Origin of the sequence: Mycobacteroides immunogenum, assembly GCF_001605725.1 — a bacterium.
Taxonomy (GTDB): Bacteria; Actinomycetota; Actinomycetes; order Mycobacteriales; family Mycobacteriaceae; genus Mycobacterium; species Mycobacterium immunogenum.
The window spans coordinates 489,578-503,929 of the sequence record NZ_CP011530.1 but is presented as its reverse complement, the minus strand read 5'-3'; the positions used below and the strand labels follow the sequence as shown (position 1 = coordinate 503,929).

The window sequence follows — 14,352 nt, the reverse complement described above, 5'->3', positions numbered from 1 at the left end:
TTCGTTTGAAACTATCGACTCGTTACACCGGTCGACACCGGCTCCCGATCGGGATCCGTCACATCCGCGGGCACCTGGTGTTTACGGCCATTGTGCGGAACATGGTGATCGGTGATGGCGGGCTTGGTGACACCGATCATGCGGCGCATCCACCGTCGCCCAGGTTCCTCCACCCAGTGATAGAGCGCCATGGATAGTGCCACCGCCAGCGCCAGCAACCCGATGACGATCCACCCGCCGCCGGGATCGAGCAGCGAAAGCTCGAACTGCTTGGTGGCCCACGTCCAGGAGACGTGCACCAGCTCGTGGACCATGTACAGCCCGAAGGAGATCTGGCCGCCATAGACCATGACGCGGGTCGAGAGCAGGGTTGGCAGCGGGCCGATGCCCACGGACAAGGCCATCACCAACGGCACGAACAGCGCGTCCACGACGCCGCTGCTGTCAACCACGCCAGAGATCGGGTGGGCGTCCAGGAAGTACAGCGCGCCCACGATCGTCGCCACGATCAGCAGCGCGACGTAACCGGCCATGTGGCGGGAGCGGTGTGACAGCTTGAGCCGGCTCACGGCCGCGCAGGCAAGGGCACCGGCCGTGAACTGCATGACGATGCGCGGTAGCCAGCTCCATGGGGTGTAGAACTGCCCGGTCAGCAGCAGGAGCATCACCGGCGGCAGCGAGGCCAGCACGGCCAACACCATGAGGCTGCGGGCCCGGGTGGCGTGCGCCATCCGGAAGATGACCAGGACCAGTCCACCGAAAAGTAGGTAAGCCAGCCATTCGGCGCTGATGGACCAGGCCGGACCGTTCCAGCTGGATAGGTCGAAGTACGGCCGGAACCACAGCTGCACCATGAACAGCTGGCGCACGTAGTTGGTGGCGTCGAAGGTATCGATGCGTTCGGGGACGTGCCCGACGTGCATGGTGAAGATGACCCACAGCGCGGCCAGGTGCATGGTGACCAGGTAGACGGGCCAGACCCGTGCCAGCCGCAGCCAGAGGAAGTGCAGCGTCTCCCGGGTGGACCAGCGGTGGCCCATCCTGTCGAGGTAGTTCCACGTCAGCACGAATCCGCTGAGGATGAAGAACAGGTCGACGCCCTGGGCACCGCAGTTGAGGATGGGGTTCAGCGCGGACCGAAATGCTGGGGCGGCCTGTTCCAGGAGCGGGCGGAAGTGGAAGAGCACCACCCAGAACGCAGCGATGATGCGCAGACCCGTGAGGGCCTTGATCTCTCCGCCGCGCACAACTCTCTCCGTCAAGCTCGCTACCAGCTCTTTCGCGCTTCTTTGCGATCAACCGGTCGAGCACGCCTCCCCGCGACCCAATTCCGGCGTACTTCGGAGACTAACAGCGCAGGCTGCCAAAGCCTGAATCTGCGACCCGCCGCCATGGCGCACGTCCCCGCTGTCAGGTCGGTCCTGGGTTCTATCGTTGCGACGATGGCACTTCACCTGCGCCGGGCCGAGCGGACCGACATGCTCGCCGACGGGCTCGCCCGGCTGCTGTCCGAACCTGCCGCGGACCCCTTTGCGCAGGAGTTGGTGCTGGTGCCGGCCAAGGGCATCGAACGGTGGCTGAGCCAGCGGTTATCCTGTCACCTCGGGGTGTGCGCGGGTGTGCGATTCCGCAGCCCGCGCTCGCTGATCGCCGAGATCACCGGCACGGCGCAGGACGATCCATGGTCGCCCGAGGCGCTGGTCTGGCCGCTGCTCTCGGTGATCGACGAGCACCTGGATGAGCCCTGGGCGAGGCCACTGGCCACTCATCTCGGGCAGTTTGAGGCCGGTGAGGAACGTGAGCTGCGCCAGGGCCGCCGCTACGCGGTGGCGCGCCGGCTCGCCGGGCTGTTCACGTCCTATGCCCGCCAGCGCCCGGAGCTGTTGATCTCCTGGCTGGACGGCGACGCCGTCGAACCGGACCTGGCCTGGCAGCCGCCGCTGTGGCGGGCACTGGTTTCGCGTGTCGACGCCGTCCCTCCGCATGTCCGGCACGGCCAGGTACTGGCGCGCCTGCGGGAGGCACCGTCGGACCTGCCGGCACGAATCTCCCTGTTCGGGCACACACGACTCCCGGTGACCGATATCGAATTGCTCGACGCACTCTCGACGCATCACGATCTGTACCTGTGGCTGCCACATCCCAGTGACACGCTCTGGCACACATTGTGCGCGGAGCACGGCGCAGTACCCCGGCGCGAAGACACCGGGCACCGCGCGGTACGCCATCCCCTGCTGGCCACGCTGGGACGGGACGTGCGCGAGCTGCAGCGCGCCCTGCCACCGTCAGTGTCTGACGAATATCTGAGTGGCGCAACATTTTCCGACACCCTGCTGGGCTGGCTGCAATCCGACCTAGCGGCCGACCAGATCCGTCCGGAGGGGCGGGTGCTGGCTCCCGGCGACCGATCCGTGCAAGTGCATTCCTGCCACGGTCCCGCGCGTCAGATCGATGTACTGCGCGAGGTGCTCCTGGGCCTGCTGGCCGACGATCCCACGCTGGAACCCCGCGACATTCTCGTCATGTGCCCGGACATCGAAACGTATGCGCCGCTGATATCGGCCCGCTTCGGTCTCGGTGAATCGGTGCCCGGCGCCCATCCGGCCCATCAACTCCGGGTCCGGCTCGCCGATCGAGCTCTGGTGCAAACCAATCCGCTGTTGACGGTCGCCGCGCAGGTACTGGCGCTGGCCAGCGGACGGGCCACCGCGAGCGAGGTCTTGAACCTCGCGGAAACGGCGCCGGTGCGCACGCGATTTGGTTTCTCCGACGACGACCTGGACGCGATCACCGCGTGGGTGCGGGAGGCGAACATCCGCTGGGGATTCGACCCCGGGCATCGCACGCCCTACGGCGTCGATTTTCTCCACAACACCTGGCGTTTCGGTATCGACCGAGTGCTGGCCGGGGTGGCGATGTCCGAGGACTCGCACGCGTGGCTGGGCGCCACGCTGCCCCTCGATGATGTGAGCAGCAACCGGGTCGAGCTGGCCGGCCGCTTCGCCGAATTCATTGCGCGGCTCCACACGACGGTGACGTCACTGAGCGGTGCCCGGCCCCTCGATCAGTGGCTCACGGCGTTGTCCACCGGCATCGAGGCCCTCGCCGAGGACGCGGAGGACTGGCCCCGCGCCCAGATGCTGCGCGAGTTCGCCGAGATCCTTGCGCAGGCTGATCCGGTCTCGTTGCGGCTCAGCGATATTCGTGCGCTTCTGGATCGCCACCTGGCGGGCCGCCCCACCCGCGCCAACTTCCGCACCGGGACACTGACGGTCTGCACCATGGTGCCCATGCGTTCGGTTCCGCACCGGGTGGTCTGCCTGGTCGGGCTCGATGACGGCGTGTTCCCCCGGCTCGGCGCCGTCGACGGGGATGACGCACTGGCCCGTGACCCGAGGACCGGTGAGCGCGATATCCGTTCCGAAGACCGGCAATTGCTGCTCGACGCGATCGGTGCTGCCACCGAAACCCTGGTGCTCACCTACACCGGCGCCAATGAGTACTCGGGGCAGGCCCGTCCCCCGGCGGTGCCGCTGGCCGAACTGCTCGACGCGTTGGACGTCACCACCCCACAACCGGTTCGGTCGCGGGTGCACGTGACACACCCCTTGCAGCCGTTCGATATTCGCAATGTGACACCGGGCGGTGTGATTCCCGCAGTCCCCTTCACCTTCGACACCACCGCGCTGACCGCGGCCCGCGCGGCCGCGGGTGCGCGGGCGCAGCGGCCCCCGTTCATCTCCGGTCCGCTACCCGCACCGGCCGTGGCCGACGTGGCCTTGGCGGACCTCGCCACGTTTTTCAACCACCCCATCAAGGGGTTCTTCCGGGCCCTGGACTACACCCTGCCGTGGGATGTGGACGGGGTCTCCGACGATATGCCGGTCGAGATCGACGCCCTCGAAGAGTGGACGGTGGGTGACCGCATGCTGGCCGACATGCTGCGCGGCATGTCGGCCGCCGACGCACAGCAGGCCGAATGGCGCCGCGGCACTTTACCTCCCGGCCAACTCGGCTGGCGGCGCGTCTCCGAGCTGCGGGACCGTTGTGCGGCGCTGGCCGAAGTGACCAGGGGGTACCGCACCGCCGATACCCGCGCCTTCGACGTCGATATCAATCTCGGTGATGGGCGCCGCCTTACCGGCACGGTATCCCCGGTGTTCGATGAGCGGCTGGTATCGGTCACCTATTCGCGACTCGATGCCAAACATCTGCTGCAATCGTGGATTCCCCTGGTGGCGTTGACCGCCCATGACCCGCGGCCCGATTGGTCGGCGGTGTGCATTGGCCGCGCCAGGCGCGGTCCACAACCGCTGGCGCGCACCCTCGGGCGACCCGGCAACGCGGTGGACGTGCTGCGTGACTTGGTGGCTGTGTATGACGCGGGGCGCCGCGAGCCGTTGCCCTTGCCGCTAAAGACCTCCTATGCGTGGGCGCAGGCCCGCCTCGATCGCGACGATCCCGAGTTGCAGGCCGGATACCGTTGGCGTTCCGGAAACTTCCCGGGCGAGGACGCCGATCCTGCGGTCGAGCGCGCCTTCGGAAAGGGTGTCTGGTTGCGGCATTTGATGCAGCCGCTGCGGTCCGGCGAAGAGACCGAGGGCGAAACGAACCGACTCGGAGCGTATTCCGCGCGGTTATGGCTGCCGCTGCTGCGGGCGGAGCGTGGCTCATGAAGCGATTCGACCTGCTGGGGCCGCTACCCGCCGAACGTTCCACCACTGTGCTGGAGGCCAGCGCGGGGACCGGAAAGACGTTCGCGCTGGCGGGTTTGGTCACCCGGTACGTCGCCGAGGGTGTCGCAACGCTGGATCAGATGCTGCTCATCACCTTCGGACGCGCCGCCAGCCAAGAACTCCGCGACCGGGTACGCGGCCAAATCGTAGATGCCCTGCGGGCTTTCGAGGATCCGTCGACGGCCTGCACGGATCTGACGCGGTATCTGACCTTGGCCGACCAGGAGTTGAGGCAACGACGACTACGGGACGCTCTTGCGGGTTTCGACGCCGCGACCATCGCCACCACCCATCAGTTCTGCCACATCGTGCTCAAATCCTTGGGGGTCGCTGGCGACAGCGACTCAGACGTCACGCTCGTGGAGAACCTGGACGACCTGGTCTGTGAGATCGTCAACGACCGTTATCTGACGCATTTCGGCAAGGAGCGTGACACTCCGCCGCTGAGCTACCCGGGGGCGTTGCGCCTGGCCAGAGAGGTGGTGCGCAATCCGGCGACACAGCTGCGTCCGCGCGAACCCGAGGCCGATTCGTACGCACTGGCCGCGCTGACCTTCGCCCGGGATGTGCTGGAGCAGTTGGAAATCCGCAAGCGCCGCCGCGGCATTCTGGGATTCGATGATCTATTGACCCGGCTGGCCACGGCACTGGATGCCCCGGATTCGCCGGCGGGGGCACGGATGCACCAGCGGTGGCCCATCGTCATGGTGGACGAGTTTCAGGACACCGACCCGGTGCAGTGGCAGGTGCTGGAGCGGGCCTTCTCGGGCCGCTCCACGCTGGTTCTGATCGGCGACCCCAAGCAGGCCATCTACGCGTTCCGCGGCGGTGATATCGACACCTATCTGCGTGCGGCGGACACGGCCGGCGATAAGCAGACGCTAGGCACCAATTGGCGCAGCGATGCCGCGTTGGTCGAGCGGCTACAGGCGGTGCTGCGGGGTGCACAGCTCGGCGGTCCGGACATCGTGGTTCATGATGTCCAGGCGCATCACCAGGGGCATCGACTGGCGGGGGCCCCACACAACGATCCGTTCCGGCTACGGGTGGTGTCGCGAAATCGGGACGGCATCAAGGTCATTCCCATCGCCGATCTGCGGCGCAACATTGGCAAGGATCTGGCCGCCGATATCGGGGCGTTGCTGTCCAGTGGGGCGACCTTCGACGGTCGCCCGGTGCGGGCCCGGGATATCGCGGTGATTGTCGAGGCCCACAAGGATGCGCGGGCCTGCCACACCGCGCTGGCCGACGCGGGGATTCCGGCCGTCTACACCGGCGACACCGACGTGTTCAGTTCCGATGCCGCTCAGGACTGGTTGTACCTACTGGAGGCGTTCGATCAGCCGCATCGCCCCGGTCTGGTGCGCGCCGCCGCGGCGACGGTGTTCTTCGGCGCGACGGCGGAAACCCTTGCCACTGGCGGTGAATCGCTGACCGATGAGATCGCGGGAACCCTGCGAACCTGGGCGGGAAGAGCCCGCGAGCGCGGGGTTGCTGCGGTGTTCGAGGCAGCCCAGCTGGCCGGAATGGGCAGACGCGTCCTGTCGTGGCGCGGCGGTGAGCGAACCATGACCGACCTCGCTCATTTGACCGAGCTGTTGCAGGAGACGGCACACCGCAATGGTTTCGGACTGGCCGCGCTGCGCGATTGGCTGCGCACCCAATGCTCGGAGGGTGGGGCCGAGGCAGAACGCAACCGGCGCCTGGACAGCGATGCCGCCGCCGTGCAGATCATGACGGTCTGGGTGAGCAAGGGCTTGCAGTTCCCCATCGTGTATCTGCCGTTCTCATTCAATCGATATGCCCCGGAACGAGATTACGTGCTCTACCACGAGGATGGGGAACGTTGTCTGCACATCGGAGGCAGGGAGGACCCTGATTATTCGATGGCCGATCTGGCGGGCCGCACCGAGGCGGCCCGTGATGCCAGCCGGCTTACGTATGTGGCGTTGACGCGGGCACAGTCGCAGGTGGTGGCCTGGTGGGCGCCGTCCTTCGATGAGCCCAACGGCGGACTGTCCAGGCTGCTACGTGGGCGCGCTCTCGGGAATCCATCGGTGCCCGACAAGTGTTCTCCTGCCAAGATTTCCGATGTGGACGCGCTCAAGCGATTGCGGGCATGGGAAGCCGAGGGTGGCCCGAAGATCGAAGACGCTCTGGTCGCCGGATTCGTTCCCGCCGCAGCAGCATCGATTTCCGAGGATCTCGGGGTGCGGGTGTTTGATCGGCCGATCGATACCGCCTGGCGGCGCACCTCCTATTCGGGGCTGTTGCGTGCCGCCGAAGAGTCGGGGGTGTCCAGCGAGCCGGAGATCGCTGAGCTGGACGACGAGGTGGATGACATTCCGTTGCGTTCCACCCCAACCGGCGCCGACGTGCCCTCGCCGATGGCGCAGCTCCCTGCCGGGGCGGCGTTCGGTTCGTTGGTGCACGCCGTGCTGGAAACCACGGATCCGTTGGCGCCGGACCTGGTCGCGGAACTGCAGTCGCAGATCACCCGGCACGCGGAGCGATGGCCGGTGGAGGTTCCGACGGCAGAGTTGGCCGCGGCGCTGGAGCCGATGCACGACACTCCGCTGGGTCCCCTGCTGCCCGGCGTAACGCTGCGTCAGATCGGGCTGCGGGATCGTTTGTGCGAGCTGGATTTCGAGTTCCCGTTGGCCGGCGGTGACGCTGCCGGAGGATCGTTCGCGCGGCTAGCCGACGTGGGCGTGCTGCTGGGCAAGCACCTCGCTGCCGACGATCCCCTCGCGGTGTACGCATCACGTCTCACCAGCGCCGGGCTGGGAGCGCAGAGCCTGCGCGGATATCTGTCGGGTTCCGTGGATGCGGTGCTGCGGGTTGGCTCGCGATACGTGGTGGTCGACTACAAGACCAACTGGCTGGGTACCGGCGACGCTCCGTTGACGGCGGCTGATTACTCGCGACCGCGCATGGTCGAGGCCATGTTGCATTCGGACTATCCCCTGCAGGCGCTGCTGTACAGCGTGGTGCTGCATAGGTTCCTGTCGTGGCGACTACCGGGGTATCGACCGGAGGAGCATCTGGGCGGTACCGCATATCTGTTTGTGCGCGGGATGTGTGGCGCGAATACCCCGGTGGTGGAGGGGCATCCGGCCGGGGTGTTCAGTTGGCAGCCGCCCTCGGCGTTGGTGGTCGCGCTGTCGGAGATGCTGTCATGAGCTTGGTGGAAGCGTTCGGTGAGATTCTCGAACCCGCGGATGTGCATGTGGCACAGCGGTTGACGGCGTTGGCATCCGAGACCGACGAATCGGTGGAGCTGGCGATCGCGCTGGCGGTGCGGGCACTGCGCGGCGGGTCGGTGTGTGTGGACTTGCGCGCGGTGGCGGCGCAGGTGGATGTGCCCTCGCTGCCGTGGCCCGATGCGGATACCTGGTTGGCGGCGGTACGGGCCAGCCCGCTCGCGGGTGAGCCGCCCGTGCTGCGGCTTTTCGGCGAGCTGCTGTACCTCGATCGGTACTGGCGCGAGGAACAGCAGGTGTGCGAGGACGTGCAGGCCCTGATGGCCGCCGCACAACCACACTCCGAAGTGCCCACCTATGAGCGACTTTTCCCACCTGGATTCGAGGAGCAGCGCGCCGCTGCCGATATAGCGCTATCGCAGGGCCTGACCGTGCTGACTGGCGGGCCGGGCACGGGCAAGACCACCACGGTGGCGCGGCTGTTGGCGCTGCTGGCCGAACAGGCATCATCGGCGAGCGCCGCGCCGCTGCGCATCGCGCTGGCAGCACCGACAGGCAAGGCCGCGGCCCGGCTGCAGGAAGCGGTGCAGCTGGAGGTCAACAAGCTGGATGCCGTCGACCGGTCGCGGTTGGCTGGGTTGCAGGCGACCACGCTGCATCGTCTGTTGGGGTCGCGCCCCGACACGTCGTCCCGCTTTAAACATGATCGCGGAAACCGGTTGCCGCACGACGTGATTGTGGTGGACGAGACGTCGATGGTGTCGCTGACAATGATGGCGCGGTTGTTGGAGGCGGTGCGCCCGCAGGCCCGGCTGCTGCTGGTGGGTGATCCGGATCAGCTGGCCTCGGTGGAGGCGGGCGCGGTGCTGGCCGATCTGGTCGAGGGCCTGGGGTCCGAGCGAGTGGCGGCACTGCGCACGTCGCACCGTTTCGGTGCGGCGATTGGCGCGTTGGCGGCGGCGGTGCGTGACGGAGACACGGATCGTGCGCTCGAGGTACTGGCGTCTGGAGATCCCCATGTCGAGTGGTCGACGGATTCAGATGGGCTGCGCGATGCGCTTGTCCCCCATGCGCTTGCACTACGAGCGGCGAGTCAGGCGGGTGACGTCGCGGCGGCACTGGCCGTGCTCGACGAGCACCGGCTGCTGTGCGCGCATCGGCACGGACCATTCGGGGTCACGCACTGGAACCGACAGGTGGAGCGGTGGATCACCGAGGAGACGGGCGAGCCGCATTGGGCGGCCTGGTACGCGGGACGCCCGATTCTGGTGACTGCCAATGACTATGGATTGCGCCTGTACAACGGCGATACCGGCGTGACGGTGGCCGGGCCTGATGGCTTGCGCGCAGTGATCGGCACGGCGTCGTTCGCGACCAGCCGCCTGATTGAGGTGGAGACCATGCACGCCATGACGATTCACAAGTCACAAGGCAGCCAGGCGCATGAAGTGACTGTGTTGCTGCCCGCGGAGGATTCCCGACTGCTGACGCGCGAGCTGTTCTACACCGCAGTCACACGCGCCAAGGAGCGCGTGCGGGTGGTCGGGTCCGAGGCCGAGGTGCGGGCCGCGATCCAGCGGCAGGCGGTGCGCGCGTCGGGGTTGGGGCGGAGGTTGCGTGGCAGTCGGGATGTACACATCGAATCGATACACACTCGGCAGGACTCTTGATCATCCTGAAGTGCGTTAACAGTTCATCTCGACGCCATGCGACTACCACCCATGGCAGACTCTCACCATGGACAGCGAGGTGGAGCGGCATCTCCGCCAGATGATCTTTGATCGGCTTACTGAGATCACCGCCGACCGTGGCGCGATTACGCGGTCAGAGTTGGAGTCTCTAGAAGTCAGCAATCAGGTCCGACGTGTCATTGACCGTAACCGCGGCATTTGGAATCCACGGGACCTCAACGCGACCCTTTCCGTCGTATCGAATCCGAAAGGGCCATACGCGGATACACATTTTGGTGATTCCCTTTTTGGGTACGACTACGAGGCCGGTAGCACAGATGGCTCCAATCGCAAGCTGCGGCGAGCCTATGAACTGGAACTACCCATCATTTTGTTGCGTACTATCCGGGCAGGGGTATTCGTACCTGTCTTTCCCGTTTACGTCGTAGCCGACGACATGCCCAACCGCAGATTTATCCTCGCGCTGGACGAGAGTCTGCGATCCGTCCCCGACCCCCTACATCTGAGCCCTCTCGAACGCGCTTACGCCGAGAGAACTACCAAACTCCGACTTCACCAGCCCGAGTTTCGCGGAAAGATTCTGTTGGCCTATCAACAACAATGCACCGTTTGCACGTTGAGACACGGCAAGCTCCTGGACGCTGCACACATCATCGGAGATCACAAACCCAACGGATCACCGATCGTCGAGAACGGACTTAGCCTTTGCAAGCTCCACCACGCCGCCTACGACACGAACCTCTTAGGCATATCGCCCGACTATGCGGTGCGTATCAATCGTGAGCTAATGGACGAGGTGGACGGCCCTATGTTGCGGCACGGTCTTCAAGAGATGGACGGACGTACATTGGCGCTCCCGACACGCATCGTTGACTACCCGTCTAAAGATCGTCTAGCGGAGCGTTTCGACGAATTCCTCACAGCTGGCTGACCGTCAGCCCACCTCCTTCGGCCCCCATCCGGCACACTGGCATAGAACGCCATGACCGCAGCCGTGCTAGGACAGATACCCAGATGACGCAACCGCAGTACCCCCAGGGCCCGATTCAGCAGACCCAGCCGCAGCAGTACCCCACGTACCAGCAGCCCAATCCCTACGGCCCGCCTCCCAGCGGCTACGCCCCTGCTCCCAAGCCGCCCCGGCCGCCCCTGACCCCGCAGCAGAAGGCGCTGGCCATCGTCGGCGGCTCGCTCGGCGTCTTCCTGATCGCCCTGTTGGTCCTGGGCCTGACCACCAACTCCACCCCGCAGAGTGTCAGGACGCACGCCTCCGACCAGATCGTCGACTCGCCCCGCTCGTCCGGCTCCAACAACGAGCAGGACGTCAAGGCGATCAAGCAGACCATCTCCGGCATGGCCGAGGCCGCCAAGGCCAACGACTTCAAGAAGATGCTCACCTTCTTCTGCGCCAAGTACCGCGAAGCGTTCAAGGACATCGCGGGCAGCGGCCAGGCTCCCGATCTCAACGCCCTGACCAAGTCCGACAACGGGCCGTCGAAGATCACCGGCCTCGATATCAACGGCGACAACGCGGTCATCCACATCACCGACGCCAAGGGCAAACACGATATCGAGTTCAAGAAGGAGACCAGCGGCTGGAAGTTCTGCCCGAAGGCCTAGCGGCCCCACTCATCCGCGAGTGGATTCCACCGTGGCCGTTGGATATTGCCCGCACCCTCGGTATCCACCGCCGCGGCTCGGCTGACCCCACATACCGGGTCGCACCCGGCGGAGCCATCACCCGGGGCTCCTACACCCCCGACGGCCCCGGGGTGCTGACGATCTCGCGTGAAAACAAAACCGTCATCGGCCGCGCGCACGGTGACGGCGCCGCATGGCTACTCGATCGCCTGCCACGCCTCCTCGGCGCCGATGACGAGCCCGAAGCGCTCATACCCAAACACGATGTGATTGCCCGGCTGATCCAGGCCGCCAAGGGCGTCCGCCTCGGCGCGACCGATCGCGTCTGGGAGGCACTGGTACCCGCCGTCCTGGAACAGAAGGTTCCCGGCGCCGAAGCCTGGCGAGCCTGGCGGCATCTGCTCAACCACGTGGGCATCGAGCTGAACGGCGCCAAAGCGCCACCACCGCAACGGCAATGGCTCGACATCCCGTCCTGGGAATGGCACAAGTCCGGCGCCGAACCGGTCCGAATGCGCACCATCCGCGCTGCCGCGAACATCGACGTGGAGACCAAGCCCGAGCACCTGACCTCGATCCACGGCATCGGACCATGGACCGAGGCCGAGATACGGGTCCGCGCCCTGGGCGATCCCGACGCCGTTCCTGTCGGCGACTACCACATTCCCTCGCAGGTGGGCTTCGCCCTCACCGGCCACAAAACCGATGACGCCGGCATGCTGGAGCTTTTGGAACCCTATGCCGGGCAACGCTATCGAATCATCCGGCTCATCGAGCTCGTCGCGCCGAAACCCGCCCGGCGCGGGTCACGGATGCCTGTCCGCGAATACCGCAACTTCTAAGATCCGACAAGCGGTTCGGCGAATTTGTGGATAGCCATCGCGGTTGTGGATAACCCCGGCCAGCTGTCGGTCGTCGTCCATAGCCTGCAGGTATGAGTCCAATCGACGATCTACTGACGGCGGCAACGGCTGTCGTCGAGTCGTCGTTTGATGAGCTCAACAATCCCGAATTGCTCTCGGCGCTAAGGCAGCTGGAGATCGCACAGCGCAAGATCACTGCGGCCTCACACACACTCGCCGCCCGGCTAGTGCAACGCGGTTCACCGGTCGCATTGGGCGGTACGTCGTTCGCGGAAGTGCTGGCACGGCACCTCTCGATATCTACCGCAACCGCCCGGCGCCGCCTCGCTGATACCGCACATCTCGGCCCGCGGCGTGCATTGACCGGCGAGCCCCTACCACCTGCACTTCCGCATGTCGCCCACGCGTTGCGAGAGGGCCGCCTCGGTGACGAGCACGTGCGGATCATCCGCAGGTTCTTCGACGTATTACCCGACGTGGTCGACGCCGACACCCGCGAAGCCGCCGAGGAGCGGCTGGCGTCAATGGGAACCGAATTCGGCCCGGAACAACTCCGCGCGGGCGCCGATCGGATCGCCGCCCTGATCAATCCCGATGGTCAGTTCTCCGATATCGACCGCGCCCGCAGACGGGGCATATCGATCGGACGCCAGGGAGCCGATGGGATTCTGCTGGATCCAGAGACCCGGACCTATCTCGACGCGGTGCTGAGCAAGCTCGCGGCGCCAGGTATGTGTGATCCTCGTGATGAATCCCCCATGACCGAAGGTGAACCCGACTCAGCGGCTGCCGAGCGAGATACACGAACTTCCGCCCAACGAAACCACGATGGGCTGCGAGCGTGCCTGCGCAGCATCTTGGCCTCGGGCAAGCTCGGCACACACCACGGACTACCCGTCACCGTGGTGGTCTCGACAACCCTGAGTGAGCTGCAAGGCGCGGCCGGGCGTGCGATATCAGGCAGCGGCAACCTGGTACCTATCCCCGATCTGATCCGGATGGCTGCCCACGCCTTCCACTACCTCACAATATTCGGCGACGACGGCCGCCCGCTACACCTCGGGCGGTCCAAAAGGATCGCCACCCCAGATCAGCGAATCGTGCTACACGCCAAGGATCGTGGCTGTTCGGCACCCGGATGTACCGTGCCCGGCTACCTATGCCAGGTTCATCACGTCGACGATTGGCGCGACGACGGGCCGACCGACATCGACAATCTGACCTTCGCCTGCGGCCCACATCATCGGCTGCTCCAGCAGGGCTGGACCACCCGAAAACGCCGCAGTGACGGGATTACCGAATGGATTCCGCCGCCGCATCTCGATACCGGCCAGTCCCGCACCAACGACTACCACCACCCTGAGCGGTTCCTCCTGGACTTCTAGCCCGCCAGGTGCGCCGACAGCAGCCACGCGGCCACCGATGCCCGCCCATCTGGCTCGACCTCGTGCCGGGCGAAGCCCCGCGCAACACCGGGTTTGAATCCGTTGAAGTTCGCGTAGATCTTGGCCGGACGTATCTCATCGATGGACCAGTACTTCGAAACCACGTCGCGCAGTTCATTTTCGGTGACAGCATTGACGGGTGATTCCGCCGGGAAGGCCGCGCGGTCGAATACCAGCACGTAGTAACGCGCCCCAGGCGCGGCGGCACGAACGATCGAACGCTGGTAGCCCTCACGGAGCTCGACGGGCATCGAGTGGAACAGCGTCGAATCGATGATGGTGTCGAAACGCCCGTCATATCCGGTGAATGCCGAGATATCGGCCACCGCGAAGCTGGCATTCTCCAATCCGCGTTCGGCCGCATAACCTTTCGCCAACTCGATGGCTTTGGGCGAGGAGTCCAGCCCAACGGTGGTGTGCCCCACCTCAGCCAGATACAGCGAGGTCGCTGCCTCACCGCACCCGGCGTCCAACACCTCGCCACGCACCTTGCCCTCGGCGATCAACGTCGCGATCTCAGGCTGCGGCTCACCGATGCTCCACGGCGGCCGCGCACCCAGGCCGTCGGGCGACTCGCCGCGGTACGCGGCATCAAACGCGAGATCGAATTCTTCTGTGGTGGTCTTGTCAGTCATGACCCTAGAATGTCAACTCACCTGACATATGTCAATAGGCTTGACATTAAAACGGAAGGCAATTGCCAGAAACGCTCCCAGCCGCCAAAATGGAGAAATGAGCAACGACGAGGGGGGCGTCACTCCGTCTCCGCTACC

Annotated in this window: 9 protein-coding genes; 7 read left to right on the top strand and 2 right to left on the bottom strand. The window is 65.6% G+C overall.

Features of this window, described 5'->3' with window-relative positions; genetic code table 11:
- Positions 1-11: 11 nt before the first annotated feature.
- The gene (locus ABG82_RS02530) at positions 12-1,247 is read right to left on the bottom strand and encodes an acyltransferase family protein (protein ID WP_043078482.1); all 1,236 of its coding nucleotides are present in this window, start codon (positions 1,245-1,247) and stop codon (positions 12-14) included.
- Positions 1,248-1,442: 195 nt separating this feature from the next.
- Here ABG82_RS02530 and recC point away from each other — a divergent pair, with 195 nt between their 5' ends.
- The 7 genes from recC to ABG82_RS02495 all read left to right on the top strand — a co-directional run bounded on the left by recC (position 1,443) and on the right by ABG82_RS02495 (position 13,519).
- Positions 1,443-4,676 carry an exodeoxyribonuclease V subunit gamma gene (gene recC, locus ABG82_RS02525; RefSeq protein ID WP_043078481.1) on the top strand — a complete coding sequence of 1,078 codons (3,234 nt, stop codon included), beginning with the start codon at positions 1,443-1,445 and terminating at the stop codon, positions 4,674-4,676.
- Entirely contained in the window at positions 4,673-7,918 is a 3,246-nt protein-coding gene (recB, locus tag ABG82_RS02520) for an exodeoxyribonuclease V subunit beta (RefSeq protein WP_043078526.1), read from the top strand. The genes recC and recB overlap by 4 nt, the downstream gene beginning before the upstream one ends.
- Positions 7,915-9,609 (top strand): exodeoxyribonuclease V subunit alpha, encoded by a 1,695-nt coding sequence (recD, locus tag ABG82_RS02515; RefSeq protein WP_043078480.1) that lies wholly within the window; start codon positions 7,915-7,917, stop codon positions 9,607-9,609. Before recB ends, recD begins: the two co-directional genes overlap by 4 nt.
- A gap of 67 nt (positions 9,610-9,676) precedes the next feature.
- Positions 9,677-10,561 carry an HNH endonuclease gene (locus ABG82_RS02510; protein ID WP_043078479.1) on the top strand — a complete coding sequence of 295 codons (885 nt, stop codon included), beginning with the start codon at positions 9,677-9,679 and terminating at the stop codon, positions 10,559-10,561.
- 83 nt (positions 10,562-10,644) lie between these two features.
- Positions 10,645-11,250: a hypothetical protein gene (locus ABG82_RS02505; RefSeq protein ID WP_043078478.1), complete on the top strand. Its 606-nt coding sequence runs from the start codon at positions 10,645-10,647 to the stop codon at positions 11,248-11,250.
- Positions 11,251-11,288: 38 nt separating this feature from the next.
- Positions 11,289-12,113 carry a DNA-3-methyladenine glycosylase family protein gene (locus ABG82_RS02500; RefSeq protein ID WP_043078477.1) on the top strand — a complete coding sequence of 275 codons (825 nt, stop codon included), beginning with the start codon at positions 11,289-11,291 and terminating at the stop codon, positions 12,111-12,113.
- Positions 12,114-12,205: 92 nt separating this feature from the next.
- Positions 12,206-13,519 carry an HNH endonuclease signature motif containing protein gene (locus tag ABG82_RS02495; RefSeq protein WP_043078476.1) on the top strand — a complete coding sequence of 438 codons (1,314 nt, stop codon included), beginning with the start codon at positions 12,206-12,208 and terminating at the stop codon, positions 13,517-13,519.
- Here ABG82_RS02495 and ABG82_RS02490 read toward each other — a convergent pair.
- The gene (locus ABG82_RS02490; protein ID WP_043078475.1) at positions 13,516-14,214 is read right to left on the bottom strand and encodes a class I SAM-dependent methyltransferase; all 699 of its coding nucleotides are present in this window, start codon (positions 14,212-14,214) and stop codon (positions 13,516-13,518) included. The genes ABG82_RS02495 and ABG82_RS02490 overlap by 4 nt on opposite strands.
- Positions 14,215-14,352: the final 138 nt, after the last annotated feature.